Origin of the sequence: Pseudomonas sp. QS1027 (assembly GCF_002814235.1) — a bacterium.
Classification (GTDB): Bacteria; Pseudomonadota; Gammaproteobacteria; order Pseudomonadales; family Pseudomonadaceae; genus Aquipseudomonas.
The window spans coordinates 99,678-116,927 of sequence record NZ_PHSU01000042.1 but is presented as its reverse complement, the minus strand read 5'-3'; the positions used below and the strand labels follow the sequence as shown (position 1 = coordinate 116,927).

Annotated in this window: 16 protein-coding genes; 4 read left to right on the top strand and 12 right to left on the bottom strand. The window is 62.5% G+C overall.

Translation table 11 applies throughout. From position 1 onward, the window contains the following. Positions 1–187 precede the first annotated feature (187 nt). Together CWE01_RS31815 and CWE01_RS31810 are read left to right on the top strand one after the other, a co-directional pair. Positions 188–1,543, top strand: a complete 1,356-nt coding sequence (locus CWE01_RS31815) for an HD domain-containing phosphohydrolase (RefSeq protein ID WP_100944514.1) — start codon at positions 188–190, stop codon at positions 1,541–1,543. 74 nt (positions 1,544–1,617) lie between these two features. Next, complete coding sequence (locus tag CWE01_RS31810; RefSeq protein WP_100944564.1) at positions 1,618–2,034, top strand: NUDIX domain-containing protein; 417 nt, start codon at positions 1,618–1,620, stop codon at positions 2,032–2,034. A gap of 22 nt (positions 2,035–2,056) precedes the next feature. Here the strand turns inward: CWE01_RS31810 and metR are convergent, their stop codons facing one another. Next, positions 2,057–2,974, bottom strand: a complete 918-nt coding sequence (gene metR / locus CWE01_RS31805) for a transcriptional regulator MetR (protein ID WP_100944513.1) — start codon at positions 2,972–2,974, stop codon at positions 2,057–2,059. Positions 2,975–3,195: 221 nt separating this feature from the next. Here metR and CWE01_RS31800 point away from each other — a divergent pair, with 221 nt between their 5' ends. Next, positions 3,196–4,188 (top strand): alpha/beta fold hydrolase, encoded by a 993-nt coding sequence (locus CWE01_RS31800; protein ID WP_100944512.1) that lies wholly within the window; start codon positions 3,196–3,198, stop codon positions 4,186–4,188. A gap of 66 nt (positions 4,189–4,254) precedes the next feature. Here the strand turns inward: CWE01_RS31800 and CWE01_RS31795 are convergent, their stop codons facing one another. The 6 genes from CWE01_RS31795 to CWE01_RS31770 are packed head-to-tail and all read right to left on the bottom strand — an operon-like array spanning position 4,255 to position 11,522. Continuing rightward, positions 4,255–5,652 carry a sigma-54 dependent transcriptional regulator gene (locus CWE01_RS31795; RefSeq protein ID WP_100944511.1) on the bottom strand — a complete coding sequence of 466 codons (1,398 nt, stop codon included), beginning with the start codon at positions 5,650–5,652 and terminating at the stop codon, positions 4,255–4,257. Beyond that, positions 5,642–7,432, bottom strand: coding sequence for a HAMP domain-containing sensor histidine kinase (locus tag CWE01_RS31790; protein ID WP_100944510.1), 1,791 nt, complete (start codon positions 7,430–7,432; stop codon positions 5,642–5,644). The genes CWE01_RS31795 and CWE01_RS31790 overlap by 11 nt, the downstream gene beginning before the upstream one ends. After that, a complete protein-coding gene (locus tag CWE01_RS31785; protein WP_100944509.1) occupies positions 7,432–8,556 on the bottom strand; it encodes a GNAT family N-acetyltransferase in 1,125 nt (374 codons plus the stop codon). Before CWE01_RS31785 ends, CWE01_RS31790 begins: the two co-directional genes overlap by 1 nt. Before the next feature lie 11 nt (positions 8,557–8,567). Continuing rightward, positions 8,568–9,434, bottom strand: a complete 867-nt coding sequence (locus CWE01_RS31780) for a carboxylesterase (RefSeq protein ID WP_177143309.1) — start codon at positions 9,432–9,434, stop codon at positions 8,568–8,570. Further along, positions 9,431–10,825, bottom strand: coding sequence for an aspartate aminotransferase family protein (locus tag CWE01_RS31775; RefSeq protein ID WP_100944507.1), 1,395 nt, complete (start codon positions 10,823–10,825; stop codon positions 9,431–9,433). The genes CWE01_RS31780 and CWE01_RS31775 overlap by 4 nt, the downstream gene beginning before the upstream one ends. Continuing rightward, positions 10,818–11,522 (bottom strand): HAD-IB family phosphatase, encoded by a 705-nt coding sequence (locus CWE01_RS31770; RefSeq protein WP_100944506.1) that lies wholly within the window; start codon positions 11,520–11,522, stop codon positions 10,818–10,820. The genes CWE01_RS31775 and CWE01_RS31770 overlap by 8 nt, the downstream gene beginning before the upstream one ends. A gap of 225 nt (positions 11,523–11,747) precedes the next feature. Here CWE01_RS31770 and CWE01_RS31765 point away from each other — a divergent pair, with 225 nt between their 5' ends. Beyond that, positions 11,748–12,521 (top strand): MipA/OmpV family protein, encoded by a 774-nt coding sequence (locus CWE01_RS31765; RefSeq protein WP_100944505.1) that lies wholly within the window; start codon positions 11,748–11,750, stop codon positions 12,519–12,521. Between the two features lie 80 nt (positions 12,522–12,601). Here the strand turns inward: CWE01_RS31765 and CWE01_RS31760 are convergent, their stop codons facing one another. The 5 genes from CWE01_RS31760 to CWE01_RS31740 form a co-directional block, all read right to left on the bottom strand. Then, positions 12,602–13,003, bottom strand: coding sequence for an EamA family transporter (locus tag CWE01_RS31760; RefSeq protein ID WP_100944504.1), 402 nt, complete (start codon positions 13,001–13,003; stop codon positions 12,602–12,604). 31 nt (positions 13,004–13,034) lie between these two features. Continuing rightward, positions 13,035–13,409, bottom strand: coding sequence for an EamA family transporter (locus CWE01_RS31755; RefSeq protein ID WP_100944503.1), 375 nt, complete (start codon positions 13,407–13,409; stop codon positions 13,035–13,037). 168 nt (positions 13,410–13,577) lie between these two features. Next, positions 13,578–13,907, bottom strand: coding sequence for a GlpM family protein (locus tag CWE01_RS31750; protein ID WP_177143382.1), 330 nt, complete (start codon positions 13,905–13,907; stop codon positions 13,578–13,580). Positions 13,908–13,931: 24 nt separating this feature from the next. Beyond that, on the bottom strand, positions 13,932–15,257 hold the full coding sequence (locus CWE01_RS31745; protein WP_100944501.1) for a sigma-54 dependent transcriptional regulator: 1,326 nt from the start codon (positions 15,255–15,257) through the stop codon (positions 13,932–13,934). Further along, positions 15,254–17,155, bottom strand: a complete 1,902-nt coding sequence (locus tag CWE01_RS31740) for a cache domain-containing protein (RefSeq protein WP_100944500.1) — start codon at positions 17,153–17,155, stop codon at positions 15,254–15,256. Before CWE01_RS31740 ends, CWE01_RS31745 begins: the two co-directional genes overlap by 4 nt. Positions 17,156–17,250 lie beyond the last annotated feature (95 nt).

Genomic DNA, 17,250 nt, shown 5'->3' with positions numbered 1-17,250 from the left:
TCCTTTCCTGATAACCACGCTTGCTGTGGCACGCTGGATTGCTTGCAGCATAGATCGGCCTGAGCTGGATTGCTGATAAACATGATGCCAATTGATGGTCGAACATCTACCCTTAGCGCAAAAGACAGGGACTGCCGGCTATTCAAAGGTCCCTGGATCTAAGCCTGACGCAGACATGAGGTGCTCCATGGATGAATCCACAGTTGAAGTCGTGATCAAACCCCGTGTTCTGCTGGTTGACGATGAAGAGTCGATCCTCAACAGCCTGCGTCGTTTGCTGCGCAGCCAGGGCTACGAACTGTTCCTCGCCGACAGCGGTGCCCGTGCCCTGGAGATCATGGCCGAGCAGCCCATCGACCTGGTGATCAGCGATGCGCGCATGCCGAACATGGACGGTGCCACTCTGCTGGCGCGGGTTCATGAGCTGTATCCGGCCTGCCTGCGGATCCTGCTGACCGGTTACGCCGACCTGGACATGATCGCCAAGGCGATCAACGAAGGGCGGATCTACCGTTACCTGAGCAAACCCTGGAACGATGAAGAGCTGTTGATGACCATCACCCAGGGCCTGGCCTTCCAGCACTCGGAGCGTGAGCGCCAGCGTTTGCAGCTGTTGGTCCGCGAGCAGAACCGGCAGTTGCAGTCGCTCAATGCGACCCTGGAAAAGCGCGTGATCGCGCGCACCAGTGAAGTCCAGCAGACCGCCGACATGCTCGACCTGGCCTATGAAGAACTCAAGCGCAGCTACGCCGTCACGGCCGAGGTGTTCTCGCGGATGGTCGAATGGCGTCTGCCCAAGGACAAGCAGACCAACCGGGCGATCATCGATCTGGTCAAGATCTACTGCAAGGTCCATGTCATGAATGAAGCGGCCAGCCGCGACCTGGCCATGGCCGCGGCCCTGCACAACATCGGCAAGATGAGTTGGACCGACAGCATGATGGGCGCGCCGGCCGACCTGCTGCACCACACCGATCGCGACCGTTATCGCGGTTATCCGAAGCAGAGCGAGTCGCTGCTGATGACCCTGGAGCCGATGCAGGATGCGGCCCGGTTGATTCTGCATCACCAGGAGCGCTGGGACGGCACGGGGTTTCCCGATCACCTCAAGGGCGAGGGGATTCCCTTCGGGTCGCGGGTGTTGAAACTGGCGGTGGACTTCATCGAGTTGCAGCGCGGCCTGATTCTCGAGCGGCAGATGAACAGCGACGAGGCGCTGCTCTTTATTCGCAAGTACGCCGGCAAGCTCTACGACCCGGGCCTGGTCGAGGACTTCGTCAAGGTCTGCGCCGAGTACCTGAGCGATGTGACCCTGGGCGATCCGTCGGTGAAGGTCATGAGCACCCGCGAGCTGGTGGCCGGGATGATCCTGGCGCGCAACCTCAATGCCGACAACGGCATGCTGCTGCTCAACGCCGGCAAGGTCCTCAGCGCGGCGCTGGTGGACAAGCTGATTGCCTTCGAATCCATGGAAGGCGCCAAGTACAGTGTGTTCGTCAAGATTCCGGAGGAAGTCCTGGCGTTGTTGGAACAGGCCGAATAGCACCTTCTCATGATTGCACGGTCATCGCCGCCCATGTGATCCTGCGGCCTTTTCCCAAGGCCGTTGTGATCCCCATGACCTGCAAAACTATCCGTATCGCCGCCGCCCTGTTGATCGGCCCCGACGGTCGAACCCTGCTGGTGCGCAAACGTGGTACCCAGGCCTTCATGCAGCCGGGTGGCAAGATCGAAGCCGATGAGCAACCGGTCCATGCCCTGGCCCGCGAACTTGAAGAAGAGCTGGGGCTGGTCATCGACACGACTGCCGCGACCTACCTCGGCCAGTTTGCGGCAGCGGCGGCCAATGAGCCGGGTCACCAGGTGGTGGCCGAGCTGTTCCGGGTCCATACCGACGAACCGCTGGAACCCGCCGCCGAGATCGAAGAGGTGGTCTGGATCGATCCGGCCGGTGATGGCGGCCTGTTCCTCGCGCCATTGACACGGGACCTGATCCTGCCGTTTTATCGTGCTTCGCGGGTGCCAGGCGCCTGATGTTTCATGGCGCCGCGGGGTTTCAGCGTACCGCGCTGACCCCATCGAGGGTCGAGAACGAAGTGTCCTTGGCCGTCAGCAGGAAGTCACGCATGTAGGGCGCATCGAGCATGTCGGTGCGGACTGCCGCATACAAGGTGGCGAACAGGCCTTTCTCGCCCAGCCGCTTGGCCTTGACGTAACCCCGCGAGCTGTATTCGTGCAGCGCCCAATGGGGCATGCCGCAGACACCACGGCCGCTGGCCACCAGTTGCATCATCATCACCGTCAGTTCGGAGGTGCGCACCTGCGCCGGTTCGACGTCCGCGGGTTCGAGGAAACGGGTGAAGATATCCAGCCGGTCGCGCTCCACCGGGTAGGTGATCAGGGTTTCCTTGAGCAGGTCCTCGGGCACGATATAAGGCTTGTTGGCCAGCGCATGCTGGTTGGCCACCGCGAGCATGGCTTCATAGGTGAAGAGTGGCACGTAGGTGATGCCCACCAACTCCAGCGGGTCGGAGGTCACCACCAGGTCGAGGTCGCCACGGGCCAGGGCCGGCAGCGGGGCGAAGGAAAAGCCCGAAGCCAGGTCCAGCTCGACTTCCGGCCAGGCATCGCGGAACTGGTCGATGGTCGGCATCAACCACTGGAAGCAACTGTGGCATTCGATCGCCATGTGCAGACGGCCGGCGGTACCACCGGCCAGGCGCGAGATATCCCGCTCCGCCCCGCGCAGCAGCGGCAAGGTGGCGTCGGCCAGTTGCAGCAGGCGCAGTCCGGCGCTGGTGAACCGCACCGGCTTGGTCTTGCGCAGGAACAACGGCATGCCCAGGCGCTCTTCCAGTTCCTTGAACTGGTGGGACAGGGCCGACTGGGTCAGGTGCAGGCGTTCGGCGGCTTCCACCAGGCTGTCGGCTTCGCGCAGCGCGTGAAGGGTTTTCAAGTGACGGATTTCCAGCACCTGGGGCTCCATGAGTAGATTTTGTGAGTGGCGGGCAGGGCATGAGTTTGTCTCATGTTGCCCTGGCTGTCGACAGGAGCGCTCTCGCTGGGTTGATGCGAGCCTGTGGGAGCCGGTGCCACTCGGCAATCTTCATCAAACTGTCACGGAACTGTGGCAGCGCGGTTGAACAAATAACATCAAACTCGCGCCTCAATGGGGTTCTGCGTTTCGGTGTTTTCATGCGTGTAGTAATTTTCCTGGCCGCACTGCTGTTCGGCCTGCCGTCTTTTGCGGCTTCAAGATGCGATGTCAATGTTCCGACCCAGCGGGTCGACCTGGAAAACGTCAGCCTGGCCTACCAGAGTATCGGGCGTGCCTCGGATCCGGCCTTGCTGCTGGTCATGGGCCTGGGCGGGCAACTGATCCACTGGCCGGACGAGGTGGTGGTCGCGCTCTGTCAGCAGGGGTTCCGGGTGATTCGCTATGACAACCGCGATGTCGGCCTGTCCACCTGGCGCCAGGCGCCGGCCAGCGCCAACCTGACCTTCGAGGTATTGCGCTACAAGCTCGGCCTGCCGGTGGCGGCGCCTTATACCCTGACCGACATGGCCGGCGATGCCCTGGGCCTGATGGATGCGTTGCAGATCCAGCAGTTCCATGTACTGGGTGCGAGCATGGGCGGCATGATCGCCCAGCACGTAGCGGCGATGGCGCCGGAACGGGTCGAGAGCCTGACCCTGGTGATGAGCAGTTCCGGTGCCGAGGGCCTGCCGGCGCCGAGTGCGGCACTGGTGCAGTTGCTCTCGCGACGCAGCGCGCCGAACCGTGAGGTGGCGATCGAGCAGCAAGCCGATCTGCTGGCTGCCCTGGGCAGCCCCGAGGTACGCGACGATCGCAGCAAGCTGTTGCAGCAGGCGGCGGCGTCCTATGACCGTGCTTTCAATCCGGAAGGGGTGAAGCGCCAGATCATGGCGATTCTCGCCGAGCCGAGCCGGGTGCCGTTGCTCAATCAACTGCGGGTGCCGACCCTGGTGGTCCATGGCACGGCGGATCCATTGCTACCGGTGATGCACGGCGTGCACCTGGCGGCGCATATCCAGGGCAGTCAGCTGGTATTGATCCCGGGGCTGGCCCATCGTTTCCAGGAGGCGTTCAAGGCGCCGTTGCTGGCGGCGGTGCTGCCGTATCTGCGCCTGCATCAGGCGGATGTCAGTCGTTGGGCACAGCTCTGAGGGAACTCATCGTTATCGCCGCCAAGCCATGCTCCTACAGGTTATGCAGGGTTTTCCGAACCCGCTTCAGCGGATGATCTTGTCGACGTGGATCGCCAGCTTCTTCAGGCGATACCAGAAGCTGCGTTCGGAAATCCCGATCAACTGCGCCGCGGCTGCCTGCACGCCATTGCTTTCCTGCAGGGCCGCGAGGATATAAGCCTTCTCCACGTCCGCCAGGGCCGCGTCGAGGTCCTTCGGCAGGCCGGGGGCGATGCCGGGCAGCGGATTGGCACTGCTCTGGGGCGGTGTCGGCTCGAACAGGTAAGCCGGCAGGTCGGTCTCTTCGATCACGTGCCCGGCCGCGACGATGGTCGCCCGTTCCACGCAATTCTGCAGTTCGCGGATATTCCCCGGCCACGGGTAGTTGAGCATCGCCTGCAAGGCTTGCGCGCTGAAACCGTCGATGCGCTTGCCGGCGGTGGCGCCCAGGGTATGGGCGAAATGCCGGGCCAGTGGCGCGATGTCCTCGACCCGCTCGCGCAGGGCGGGTAGGGGAATCGGGAAGACGTTCAAGCGGTAATAGAGGTCTTCGCGAAACTCCTTGTCGGCCACCGCTTGCAGCAGGTTCTTGTTGGTCGCGGCAATCACTCGCACATCGACCTTGCGCTCGCGCGGATCGCCCACCGGCTCGATGATCCTCTCCTGTAGTGCACGGAGGATCTTGGCCTGCAAGGCCAGGGGCATGTCGCCGATTTCATCGAGAAACAGCGTGCCCTTGTCGGCCTGCATAAAGCGCCCGACGCGGTCCGCAACGGCCCCGGTAAAGGCGCCCTTGCGATGGCCGAACATCTCGCTTTCCAGCAAGCCTTCGGGAATTGCCGCGCAGTTGACCGCGACAAACGGCATGTCGGCGCGGTTGCCATGCTTGTGGATGGCCCGGGCGACCATTTCCTTGCCGGTGCCGCTTTCACCGGTCAGCAGGATCGTGGCGTTGCTCTCGCGCACCGAATCCACGGCTTGCAGGACCCGGCGGAAGGTCGGGCTGTCGCCCACCAGGCTGTCGATCTGCTGGTGCTCGTCAAGCTCGGCGCGCATGCGCGCGTTGTCCCGCAGGATGTCGCGAAATTGCAGGGCCTTGTTGACGGTGATGTCCAGCTCGTCGATGTCGAACGGCTTGGCGATATAGTCGAAGGCGCCGTTGCGCATCGATTGCACGGCATTCTTCACGGTGCTGTAGGCGGTCATCACGATGACCGGCAACTGCGGGAAACGCAGCTTGACCTCCGAGAGCAACTGCGGCCCGTCCATGCCGGGCATGCGCCAGTCGCTGATGACCAGATCGATGTCTTCCTGTTCCAGCACCACCAGGGCTTCCAGGCCGTTGCCGGCGGTGAAGACCCGGATATCGTTCTGGCTCAGTGCCGAGCTCAGCAGGTCGCAGAGTTTGGGCTCGTCATCGACCACCAGAACGTTATGCGTCATCGTCTTCTTCCTCATCCTCGTGGTCCAGGTCGCCACCATGGGCCGGAATGTACAGGTTGAAGGTCGCGCCGGCATCTTTTTCGCTGATGCACTCGATACGCCCGTCATGGTTTTCCATGATCGAATAGACCTTCGCCAGGCCCAGGCCGGTGCCCGAGGCCTTGGTGGTGACGAACGGCGTGAAAATACGTTCGATCATGTCCGGTTCTATGCCCTGGCCGGTGTCGGTCACGCTGATGATGGTGTAGCGCGGGTCCTTGGTAATGCCAATGGTCAGGCGCCCGCCCTTGGGCATGGCGTCGATGGCATTGAGGATCAGGTTCAGGCAGGCCTGTTTCAGCTGCCGGGAGTCGGCATACAGGGTGGCGCCGGGCGCCTGGTCGTCGATCTGTGCGTCGATATTGTGGATCGCCAGTTCCGGGGCGCAGAAACCGAGGATTTCCTCGGCCAGCTCGCGGGCCGGGTAGAGCGCGCGAATCGGTGCGCTGGGCTTGGCGAAATCGAGGAACTCGGTGATCAGGTCGTTGATCCGCGAGACTTCGCTGATCACGTATTCCAGGTGACGCTTGTCGGTGTCCGGCAGGTTGGCGCGACGGTGCAGCAACTGCGTGGCGGTCTTGATGATGCCCAGCGGGTTGCGGATTTCGTGGGCCAGGCCCATGGCGACTTCGCCCAGGGCGTGCAGGCGATCGCGACGGCGCAACTGGGCTTCGAGGTGATGCAGTTCGCCCAGGCGCTCGGTCATGTGGTTGAAGGTATGGCTCAGTTCCGACAACTCGTCGCTGCCGGTCACCGGGATACGCTTGTTGTAGTCGCCGGAGATCACCGCGCTGACGCCTTCGGCCAGGCCGCGCAAGGGCAGGGTCAGGCGCCGCGAGACCAGCCAGCCGACACTCAGGGACAAGACCGAGCCGAGCATGAAAATCAGGATGAACAGGTTGCTCTGGTTGACCAGGCCGACCAGGCTGGTATGGCGCAGCAGGCCACTGAAAATCACCCCTTGCAGGTCACCGGTGTCGTTGAAGATCGGCCAGTACAGGCCGCTGTAGCGATTGGTGAAGACCTCGCTGGGCTGGCGGGTTTCACGCAGGTTGTCGGTGATGTTGTCGGGCACGTTGCTGGGGTGATCTTCGAAACGCTGGGTGGAGAATATTTCCGAGAAGCCCTGGGGGTTGGCCAGGTACAGGCGCAGGTCCAGGGAGTGCACGTCGGCGACACTGTTGAGGAAACTGCTGTCCAGGTAGGTGGCGATGACCATCTGGTAGTCGACGCCGTCCTGGGTGGTGTCGAAGGTCGAGACCACCACGCCGGTGGTCACGCCCGCGACCTGGATGGTCTGCAACACGGCATTCGGCGCGGTGCTGATCTGCGAGACGATGTCATCCGGCTGGGTGGTGAACACCACCTTGTGATCCTGGGTGCGCACCAGCGCGACCAGGTCGATGCCCATGGCGTCGGCGATGTCGGCGGTCAACTTGTCATGCTTGGCGGCCCGGTGCGAGCTGGGCGGGCGGGTGTAGAGCAGGAACAATTGCGCGACGCGGGCGTTGGAACGCTTGATCTCGCTGATTTCGTCCTTGACCACCTTCGTCGATTCTTGCAGCCAGATGCGCACGTTGCTGTCGAAAATCTGCGACAGGGTAGTGGCCGCCAGTTCCGCGGCAATCATGGTCGGTATCACGCTGACCAGCCAGAACGCCAGCAGCAACTTGCGTTGCACGCTCCAGCGCGAGATCGAGAAGGGGCGTCGTTTTCGGCGGCGTTCTGGCGTGGTGGTCATCAGGTTTCGCTTATTGCAGCAGACATGGCAGGGTCGAATCGATCCGGGCGAACCAACAGTTTGACCCCTCTGAGGACATTGTTGATCAGCCAGTTGCGATGATGGAAAAACATATTGTTGCCCTGGAAGCTGCATCCCAGGCGAATCTTGCTGGCATAGCCGGCCTGCCCGGACTCGTAGACCGGAATCTGGTGGCGGATGCAGTACTCGACATTGGCCAGCCAATTGCGGAAATAGAGATTGGGTTCGCGGCTTTGGTTCACCTCATGCCCGAAAAACTTGTCGATCAGGCGGTCGCCGTCGAACAGCACCAGGTTGAACGCCACGAGGCGGTCGCCGGCCCAGTACAGGACGCAGGCCGCGCGTTCGTCCATGTGTTCGAGCACATTGGTGAAGTAACCCGCCGGTAGCCGTTCGAATTGCAGCTCGCTACGGGCCAGCGTTGCCTGGTACAGGTCCATGATCCGTGGCAGCACATCGTCGATGTTGCGTCGCCATTCGATCCGTGGCCCGGGCAGCCGCAGTTTGCGCCGCAGGTCCTTGCGGGTGGTCTTGTCCAGGGTCCCCAGGTAGGCGTCGATGGAGCCGAACGGGATCGGCAACAGCGCGTTGGGCAGGCTGGGCATGGCCTGGTAGCCGGCGGCCTTGCAGCTGCGGCTCCAGTCGTTGTCGTCGCTGGGGGCGTCCTTGACGGCGATCAGGCGGATGCCCAATTGCCGGGCGTCATCGCGGGCCAGGGCGAGCAACTGTCCGAGCAGGGCCTGGCGCCGTACCGGCGGCACATGGCTGGCCGTTCCGGCGGTGCAGCGCTCCGCCACCGGCGAGCCGATGGCGTAGAGCGGAAATTCGAGCAATCCTGGCAGGAATCGATTGATCCAACCGGTGATGCGTTTAACCAAACCCTGCACCGTGGTGTCGAGTTTGTAGGAAGTCAGGAAGGCGGGGGCGACCGCCAGCAAACGACCGTCTTCGAACAGCGCCAGGTAGCGCCATTCAAAGTCTTCGATGCCGGCTTTCTCCACCGCCAGGTAATACTCCCAATTCTCCAGGACGCCGACAAAGCAATCGTTCCAGGCGTTACGGTCGATAGCCTCGATGGTCGAGAAGGCTTGGGCGCTGATCACGGGGTCTTTCCTTAGGCCTGTTGCCGCTGTGCTTCAGGCTCGCTCGAGATGCCGCTCAAACGCTCGACGTAGTCGGCGCTCAGCTCGATCACTTCCTTGTATTGCAGGTCGACGGTGATCATGTGATAGCAGTTGTCGAGCATGACCTTGGTCACCGGACCACCCAGGTGACGCTCGACGTAGTCGGCGTTCCATGGGCTGGTGATGTCGTCCTCGATGGAGTGGATCACCAGGGCCGGGGTCTTGATCGACGGCATGCGGCGCATGACCACGGCGTTCATCCGGTGCAGTTCGCGCACCGTGATGCCTTCCATGGTCAACAGCCCCGCATCGCTGCTCTGGCCGGCTTTCATCTGGCGCTCGACGATGGCCCGCAGGCGTTCGTTCTTGATGCCATACGGCGGCTTTTCCTCGAAACGGCAGATGTGCACGCCGAACGGGATCTTCATCAGCAACGGCGTCAGGAACGCCAGCTTGTGAATGCTCCAGCCGTCGTAGCGCAGGGTGGTCGAGTACATCAGCAGCCCGGCGATCTGGCCCGGGTGCTCGGAGGCCATGTACATGGACATCACCGCACCCATGGACAGGCCGCCGACGAAAACCTGTTCGTGGCGTTGTTTCACTGCCACGAACGTCTTGCGTACGCCTTCATACCAGTCCAGCCAGCCGGTGGCCTGCAGGTCTTCGTTGCCGCCGCAGTGCCCGGCCAGGGTCGGCACGTAAACCGTGCAGTTGCCCTTCTTGGCCAGGCCCTGGGCCACCCGACGGAGTTCCGTCGGGGTGCCGGTCAGGCCGTGGATCAGCAAGATCCCGACCGGACCCGAGCCGAGTACGAAGCCAGCATCGCCTTCGCCCAGATCGATAGGTGTCATGTTCACCGCTTCATGGCTCGGTTCAGCAGTTGCTCGAGCAGTTTCAGACCCAGGTCGATTTCCGGATAGCTGATTTCCAGCGACGGAGCCAGGGTGATCACGTTCTTGTAGTAGCCGCCCACGTCGAGAATCAGGCCGAGTTTCTGACCGTCAACCACCATGTCGCCCTTCATGCCTTCCTCGACCATGTAGTCCAGGGTCGCCTTGTCCGGGGTGAAGCCGTCAGCGGTGCAGATTTCGCAACGCAGGGCCAGGCCCAGGCCATCGACGTCGCCGATGATCGGGAAGCGTTTCTGCAGCTCTTGCAGGCCTTCGAGGAAGTACTTGCCCTTGGCCATGACCATGGCGCCGTAGTCGACTTCACTGGTCATTTTGAACATTTCCAGGCCAACGGCCGTACCCAGTGGGTTCGAGGCGAAGGTGGAGTGGGTGGAGCCTGGTGGGAAGATCTTCGGGTTGATCAGTTCTTCACGGGCCCAGATGCCGCCCAGCGGGTTCAGGCCGTTGGTCAGCGCCTTGCCGAAGACGATCACGTCCGGCTTGACGTCGAAGTGTTCGATCGACCACAGCTTGCCGGTACGCCAGAAGCCCATCTGGATTTCGTCGACGACCATCAGGATGCCGTGCTGGTCGAGGACCTGCTTCAGCTCGCTGTAGAAGTTCATCGGCGGGATCACGTAGCCGCCGGTGCCCTGGATCGGCTCGACGTAGAACGCGGCGTATTCGCTGGTACCGACTTTAGGGTCCCAGACACCGTTGTATTCGGTTTCGAACAGACGGGCGAACTGCTGCACGCAGTGGCTGCCGTATTCTTCCTTGGTCATGCCTTTCGGGCCGCGGAAGTGGTACGGGAACGGGATGAACTGTGCGCGCTCGCCGAAGTGGCCGTAGCGGCGACGGTAGCGGTAGCTCGAAGTGATCGAGGACGCGCCCAGGGTACGGCCGTGGTAGCCGCCTTCGAAGGCGAACATCAGGCTCTTGCCGTTGGTGGCGTTACGCACGACTTTCAGCGAGTCTTCGATGGACTGCGAACCGCCGACGTTGAAGTGCACGCGACCGTCGAGGCCGAACTTGTTCTTGGCGTCGACTGCGATCATTTCCGACAGTTCGATCTTGCCTTTGTGCAGGTACTGGCTGGCGATCTGCGGCAGGGTGTCGATCTGCTTTTTCAGGGCATTGTTCAGACGTGGGTTGGCGTAGCCGAAGTTGACCGCCGAGTACCACATTTGCAGGTCGAGGTAGGCTTGGTCTTCGGTGTCCCAGACATAGGAACCTTCGCAGCGGCTGAAAATGCGCGGTGGTTCGATGTAGTGAACTGTATCGCCGTAGGAGCAATATTTGGCTTCTTTTTCCAGAAGCACCTGGTCTTCGGCTGTAGCGATACGAATATCAGACATGGTGGAAGAGTTCCTGTTGTTCAAGATCGATAGAGTAGTTGCCGGCGTTCGCCGCGATGTCGTTCGGCAGCAGGGCCAGCATGGCTGGCAGCTCGGCGAAGGAGTCGAAGCGCGCGTAAGGAATGTTGTTGCGTTCGCAATGCTCGGCCAGGCGGCCCTTGGCGAAAACGAAGTCGGCGGTGCCGGCCACGCACATGTCCGATTGACCGTCGCCGATCACCAGGATGCGTTTGCCCTTGGGCGCGGACTTGCATTTGCAGTTGCCGGAGGCGGCACGGCAGGCGTCGCTGGAATACGGGAAGTCGATGCGCCAGCTGTTGTGGTCGACCTGGCGCAGGCGGTTGGCGAGGATCGGCAGCAAGGTCACGTAGTTGCGCGAGAGGATCCGCGCGATGCCTTGTTCGATGCCGTCGCTGACCACTTCGATGGACGCGCCCAGGCCCATGACATGATCGACGAAGTCCGGGAAGTCCGGGTCGATATCGATGGTGTCGAAGTACGCCAGCAAATCAGCGGGCGAAGCCTTGACCAGCGCCAGTTGGCGGCTGAGGCATTCACGCGAACCGATATGACCGTCCAGCCACTCTTGTTCGATGCTTTCCCAGCTCGGGTCGGCGAATCGCTCAAGGATGTTGTCGATCGCGTCGGTGCGGGAGATGGTCCCATCGAAATCACACACGATATGCCAGTGCATCATCTGCTTGTACCTGTTGAATAAGAGCGCACACTGCGCATGCCCTACGCAGAGCACGGAGTGTGCCAAGTGCTTAAATCCGGTATTCTCGTGGGATAAATCCCGTGCATGTATCAGATTACGTACATGGAGCTACAAAATTTGTAGCTTCCTACAAACAACATCAGTGCTTGCCTACTAAAAGTCGTGTTCGTGAACGCGAAGGCATGTATCGACAAGGACACTTTCATGATTCGTCTGACCTCCTCATTGCTGCTGGCCGGCCTTTTTTCGTTGGGTGGCTGGAGCCACGCCGCCCTGGCGGATGAAGGTCCGACCGGGCAGGTAGGGGCTGGGGTGGGTTATCAGCCCTATGATCCGTCGGGTAGCCGTTATGAAGTCACGCCCCTGCCGTATGTGGACCTGGACTGGGGCAATGTCAGCCTCAGCGGCGATGACGGCCTGACCTGGGACGCGTTCAAGGCCAACGGTTTCAGCATCGGGCCTTTTGCCAATTACGTGCCAGGGCGCGACTCCAACGGCTCGTTGCGTGGTTTGCGCGATGTGCCGGACATGGGCGTGGTGGGTGGTTTCGTGGAATACGCGCCGGCCGACTTCTGGCGGCTGTTCGCCGAGCTGGGCAGTGCCGTCGGCGGCGGTAGCGGGCAGGGCGGCCTGTTGGGACGCCTGGGCGGTGAGCTGGGTTATCCGCTGGGCATGGGGATTATCGGCCGCAGCAACTTCACCGCGCACTATGCCGATGAGCGCCAGGCGCAGACTTTCTTCGGTGTGAGTGCCCAGGAGGCACAGGACTCGGGGATCCGTCAGTACCACGCCGGCGGTGGTTTCCAGAATGTGACGCTGACCCAGAGCTTTGCCATCCCCCTGGGCGGCAACTGGTCGCTGATGACCAGCGCCAGCTGGATTCACCTGGTGGGTTCGGCGGCGGACAGCAGCATCGTCAAGCAGAAGGGCGACAGCGACCAGGGTCAGATCCAGACGGCGATCAGCTACAAGTTCTGAGGCCGGAGCTGATCCTGCAGGAGCGTCGGTCGACGCTCGATTGCCGGCGATAGCGGTGTCACATTCACCGCCATCGCTGGCTAGTTCTTCTCACCTTCGGCCAGCAACGCAATCCCGCCGATGATCACCGCCACACCGATCCAGTGCAGCAGGCTGATCTGCTCGTTCAGCCCCAGCCAGGACGCCAGCAGCACCGCGACAAACACCAGCGAACTCAGCGGAAACGCCAGGGACAGCGTGCTGCGTCGCAGAATCAGCATCCAGACGAAAAACGCCCCGATATAACAGGCTACCGCCACCCAGACACCCGGGTTGAGCAGTACCGCGTGCAGCCATTGCAAACTGAAATCGGTCTGCCCGAGTTGGTCGCCGCCGATCTTGGTGGCGATCTGTCCGCCGCTTTCGCAAGCGATCAGCAAGGCCCAGAGCACGATGGTGCCGAAGCGCCCGTGCAGCCAATCGATGTGTTTTGAACCGCTCATCAACAATTTCCTTCGAACATGAATGGAGCCCTCAAGCGCCGGAAATGGCCACCAGCATCACGCCGGCGGTGATCACCAGGGTGCCGAGCCAGCGGCGGCGGCTGACGGTCTCGCCCAGCACCACCTTGCCAGCCAGCACCACGCCGCAATAGGCCAGGGCCCCGATGGGAAACACCAGGCTCAACGGGGCCCGGGACAGGGCTTCGATCCAGACAAAAAACTCGATGACATAAGAACCGATCCCGCACCACAGCAGGGGCGCGTTGAAGACCTGGCCCCAGAAGGCTCTCAGCCTGAAGCCACCTTCCAACTCTGGCAGACGGTCCAGGCCCATCTTGAAACAGAGCTGGCCGATCACGTCCAGGACAACGGAAAAAAGTACCAGCAAAAAAACGCCAAGGGTCACGGAAACAGCTCCTAGAACAGCAGGGTCAACGCTTTATGGCGCGCCGGATTGCACAGTCGCTCGGCTTCGCTCCAGCGTCCATGAAGGCGCACAGCGTAAGGGCTTTGCCGGCAAATGCAAAGGACAGGCCTGCACAAAACGGACGGGGAGCCGGGCGACGGCGGCGGATCAGCCGTGAAAACGCAGCCAGAGGCTGACCAGCACGCTGGCCGCCAGCAACCAGGCGAGTACCGCCAGTGCCAGCGATGTCTCCAGGCGCAGCCGGTCCACCAGCACATACAGGGTCGCCAGGTAGATGAAGTAGGGAATGATCGACCACATGCCGAACAGGATCGTGGTCTTCAGGTCCTCGATCGAACGCCCCTTGCCGACGATGTAGTGCGCGATCAAGGCAAAGGTCGGGAACAGTGGCACCAGCCCGGCAATGTAGTAGTTGCGGGTTTTCGACAGGGCGGCGAGCAGCACCACGACCAGGGCGCCAAGGGCGGCTTTCAACAGTAAATCCATTGTGCTTGCCCGCCGTCAGTGACTCAAACCGTACTTCTTGACCTTGTCGAACAAGGTGGTCTTGGCCATGCCGAGTTCGTGGCTGGCCTGGCTCAGGTTGCCGCCGCTGCGTTGCAGGGCCTCGTTGAGCAGGTTGCGTTCGAAGGCTTCCACGGCCTCGGCAAAGCCCAGCCCGCTGCTGCTTTGCGCGCCGGCTTTCTTGAAGGGCGGCAGGCCCAGGGCGAAGCGCTCGGCGACGTTGCGCAGTTCGCGCACATTGCCCGGCCAGTCGTGGCTCATGAGGCTGGACAGGGTCTGGTTGTCCAGTTCCGGGGCGATACGGTCGAAGCGCAGGGAGGACTGCTGCAGGAAGTGCTCGAACAATTGCAGGATGTCTTCGCGCCGTTCGCGCAGGGGCGGCAGTTCCAGGGTCACCACGTTCAGCCGGTAATAGAGGTCGCTGCGAAATTCGCCGGCGCGGCCCATTTCGTCGAGGTCGAACTTGGTGGCGGCGATGACCCGGCAATCGACGGCCACGCTCTGGTTCGAGCCCAGGCGTTCCAGGGTGCGCTCCTGCAAGACCCGCAGCAGTTTGATCTGCATGGGGATCGGCATGCTTTCCACTTCGTCGAGGAACAGCGTGCCGCCATGGGCGTGCTCGATCTTGCCGATGCGGCGTTTGCCGGCGCCGGTAAAGGCATTGGCCTCATGGCCGAAGATTTCACTCTCGAACAGGTTTTCCGGCAGCCCGCCGCAGTTGAGCGCGACGAACTGTTGCGATTTACGCCGGCTGAAGTCATGCAGGCAGCGGGCGACCAGTTCCTTGCCGGTGCCGGTCTCGCCTTCGATCAGCACGTTGGCCGAGGTGTCGGCGACATTGGCGATCAGTTCCCGCAGGTTCTGCATGGCCGGCGAGCGGCCGATGATCCGGCCTTCCAGCGAGTCGCGTTCGGCCAGTTGCCGACGCAGCGACCAGACTTCCCGGGCCAGGCCGCGCTGCTCCAGGGCGCGGCGGGCGACGTCCACCAGGCGCTCCGGGGAAAAGGGCTTTTCCATGAAGTCATAGGCGCCGTTGCGCATGGCACCGACGGCCATGGAGATATCGCCGTGACCGGTAATCAGCACCACCGGCAGGCTGCTGTCGCGAGCCTTGAGCCGGGTCAGCAGTTCCAGGCCGTCGATGCCCGGCAGGCGGATGTCGCTGATGACGATACCGGGGAAGTTGTCGCCGATCCGCGCCAGGGCTTCCTCGGCACTGCCGACGCCTTCGCTGTGGATATCTTCCAGGGACAGCGCCTGCTGGCAGCCGAGCAGGACATGGGGGTCGTCCTCGACAATCAGGACAGTGAGGTCGTTGTTCATATCGGCTGGGCCTTGGCAGGGTTGACCCGCGGTAAAGTGAGGACGAAGGCGGTGCCACCCATGAGGGGATGTTCGACCCCGAGGTGGCCGCTGGCCGCCGCCGCGAGGCTGGCGGAGAGGGTCAGGCCGAGGCCCAGGCCCTGTTCTCCCGGCTTGGTGGTGAAGAAGGGTTCGAACAGGTGCTTGCGCGCCTCGGGCTCGATGCCGTGGCCGTTGTCGCGCACCAGCAGACGGTATTTGCCTTCGACGAAGTCGCCTTCCAGCCACAGTTCCGGCAAAGGTTGGGCCTGCATGGCGTCGAGGGCGTTGCCGACCAGGTTGACCAGGATCTGTTCCAGGCGGGTCTGGTCGATGGCCAGTTGCACGTCGTCGAAGTCTCGATGGACTTCCAGGTGCAGGGTTTCGACCCGGCTGCCGAGGACCTGCAGGGTGGCGTCGATGGCCTTGGCCAGGCTCGACTCGCCCTTGTCGTCGCCACGCCGGGCAAACGCGCGCAGGCTGGCGGTGATCCGGCCCATGCGGTCGATCAGGTCATTGATGGTGCGCAGGTTGGTGCTGGCGGTGTCCAGCTCGCCGCGCTCGAGGAAACGCACGGTGTTGCCGGACAGGGTGCGCAACGCGGCCAACGGCTGGTTGAGTTCATGGGCGATGCTGGTGGACATCTGGCCGATGGCGGCCAGCTTGCCGGCCTGGACCAGTTCGTCCTGGGCGCGGCGCAGGGTTTCCTCGGCCTGGCGCCGTTCGCGGATCTGGTCCTTGAGCCGATCGTTGCTGGCGCGCAGGTCGACGGTGCGCTCGGCAATCCGCCGCTCCAACTGGCTGTTGGCTTCCTGCAGGGCCTCGCGGGCGGCCAGGCGGGTGGCGATAACCTTGCGCCGCTCGTTCCACGCAATCAGCAGAAAGGCCACCAGGGCGAAGGCCACGGCCACCAGCATGCCCTGGTTGGCGGCTTCGCGGCGCAGGTCCTGCAAGGGGGTGAGCAGGGTGAGATGCCAGGGCGTATCGCTCAGGCGCCGGGTCTGGGCCAGGTAGCTGACGCTGTCGCCGTCCTTGGCCAGCTCGGTGTTGGCCGGGAAGGTCAGGGTTTCCACACCCTCGGCCAGGCGTTCGCGGGCGAGGGGTTGCAGCTCGTTCAGCGGCCACCAGTAATATTGCAGGCTGCGGGCCAGGCGCTCCTTGATCTCCGGGGTCAGCGGGCGCACGGACTTGAGGCGCCGGGCCGGGTCGCTGGAGAGGATGATGATGCCGTTCTCGTCCGTGACAAAGGCCTCCAGGCGGGCCCGTTGCCAGCGTTCTTCAAGGGCTTCGAGGCGCACCTTGATCACCGCCACGCCGATGATCTTGCCATGTTCTTCCAGGCCGTGGGCCAGGTAATAGCCGGGTTCGCCGCTGGTGCTGCCGATCCCGTAGAAACGCCCGGGCAGGCCGCGCACGGCGTCCTGGAAGTAGGCGCGAAAGGACAGGTCTTCACCCAGGTAACTGTCGGCATCGCGCCAGTTGCTGGCGGCCAATACCCGACCGGTGGTGTCCATGACATAGATGGCCCGACTGCGGCTGCGCCGGTTCAGGCCTTCGAGGTAGTCGTTGACCGCCTGGCGGTGTTCGGCGTCGGGCTCCTTGAGCAGGGCCGAGACGCTGGATTCAAGCTCCAGCAGGCTGGGCAGGTAGGTGTACTTGCTGATCTCGCTTTCGACGGTGCGGGCGTGCAGCTCCAGCTGGCGTTCGCCGTTTTCGCTGAGGGTGCGGATGCCATAGTGTTCGCTGATGCGATAGCCGGCGTAGCCCAGGCCGATCATCAGCAGGATGATCAGGGGCGGCAGGAACAGTTGGCGGATCAGGCGGGGTTTCACGGCGAATGAGGGCGGCGTCGCGCGATAGAGGTTGGGGTCGCATTTCATCACGTTTGCCTTGGGTCAACCAGATCGTATTTCTTGTGGAAAAGAGGATCGGGATGTACGCATAACCTGTGGGAGCAGTGCTCTGCTCCCGCAAA

What these genes read in the sequence shown, in the direction of transcription:
- CWE01_RS31815 (WP_100944514.1), top strand. Translation starts at nt 188, where the DNA reads ATGGATGAATCCACAGTTGAAGTCGTGATCAAACCCCGTGTTCTGCTG.
- CWE01_RS31810 (WP_100944564.1), top strand. Translation starts at nt 1,618, where the DNA reads ATGACCTGCAAAACTATCCGTATCGCCGCCGCCCTGTTGATCGGCCCC.
- CWE01_RS31800 (WP_100944512.1), top strand. Translation starts at nt 3,196, where the DNA reads ATGCGTGTAGTAATTTTCCTGGCCGCACTGCTGTTCGGCCTGCCGTCT.
- CWE01_RS31795 (WP_100944511.1), bottom strand. Translation starts at nt 5,652, where the DNA reads ATGACGCATAACGTTCTGGTGGTCGATGACGAGCCCAAACTCTGCGAC.
- CWE01_RS31790 (WP_100944510.1), bottom strand. Translation starts at nt 7,432, where the DNA reads ATGACCACCACGCCAGAACGCCGCCGAAAACGACGCCCCTTCTCGATC.
- CWE01_RS31775 (WP_100944507.1), bottom strand. Translation starts at nt 10,825, where the DNA reads ATGTCTGATATTCGTATCGCTACAGCCGAAGACCAGGTGCTTCTGGAA.
- CWE01_RS31770 (WP_100944506.1), bottom strand. Translation starts at nt 11,522, where the DNA reads ATGATGCACTGGCATATCGTGTGTGATTTCGATGGGACCATCTCCCGC.
- CWE01_RS31765 (WP_100944505.1), top strand. Translation starts at nt 11,748, where the DNA reads ATGATTCGTCTGACCTCCTCATTGCTGCTGGCCGGCCTTTTTTCGTTG.
- CWE01_RS31760 (WP_100944504.1), bottom strand. Translation starts at nt 13,003, where the DNA reads ATGAGCGGTTCAAAACACATCGATTGGCTGCACGGGCGCTTCGGCACC.
- CWE01_RS31745 (WP_100944501.1), bottom strand. Translation starts at nt 15,257, where the DNA reads ATGAACAACGACCTCACTGTCCTGATTGTCGAGGACGACCCCCATGTC.
- CWE01_RS31740 (WP_100944500.1), bottom strand. Translation starts at nt 17,155, where the DNA reads ATGAAATGCGACCCCAACCTCTATCGCGCGACGCCGCCCTCATTCGCC.